We start from the raw sequence: 771 nt of genomic DNA on the forward strand, positions 1-771 counted from the left end.
CGAATAGCCCTTGTTGGACTCATAGCCGGCCAGCGCATCCGGCCCGACCGCCCGACGTTGACCGTATGGTCGGCGCCGAGCGAAGGGGCGAGGGCGAGCGGCTTGTCGAGGATGTCGGTGACCACCACTTCGCGCGCGCCAGTCGCGCCGAAAGCAGGAGGAGGAGGCCGATCGCGGCGTCGACGCCGGCAGCCATGGCGACGGCGTTGGCGGCGTCGCAGACGATGTAGTCGGCAAACCCGCCCTGCACGAGCGGCGTGCGCATGGCGCTGCCGAGGAAGCGCATGTCGGAACAGTGGATCGGCTGGCCGCTGCAGCAGAAGCCGCAATGGCCGCAGGGCGACGACGGACTGACGGCGACCATAGCGCCCAACTGCACGCCCACGACACCGGCGCCGAGCGCCGCGACATGCCCGGAAATCTCGTGATCGAGGATCATCGGCTCGCGCACTCGGACCGGCCCGAAGCCGCCATGGTTCTAACAATGCAGGTCGGAGCCGCAGATGCCGCCATTGGCGATCCGCACCAGCACCTGTTAGGGGCCAGGTTCGGGCCTGGCCCTTTCCTCGACGCGCAGGTCTTCTCTCGGCATGCAGAACCACGGCGCGCATCATGTTCAAATCCTCGTATCCCGCAGCATCTGCCGTCGCCGCTTCAGTACAAGGCGCACGCCATGTTCAATGGCTGATCTGGCTGAGGAACGCCTTGCTGCGGGCTTCCCTCGGATTGTCGAAGAAGGTGCCCGGCTCGCCCATCTCGACGATCTCGCCC

1 protein-coding gene is annotated in these 771 nt (G+C 66.9%); it reads right to left on the reverse strand.

The genetic code is table 11. The annotated features are described in order from the left end of the window. Positions 1-19 precede the first annotated feature (19 nt). Positions 20-451, reverse strand: a complete 432-nt coding sequence (locus EN984_RS36465) for an alcohol dehydrogenase catalytic domain-containing protein (RefSeq protein WP_281055402.1) — start codon at positions 449-451, stop codon at positions 20-22. Between the last annotated feature and the right edge of the window lie 320 nt (positions 452-771).

Origin of the sequence: Mesorhizobium sp. M7A.F.Ca.CA.004.12.1.1, assembly GCF_003997835.1 — a bacterium.
Classification (GTDB): Bacteria; Pseudomonadota; Alphaproteobacteria; order Rhizobiales; family Rhizobiaceae; genus Mesorhizobium.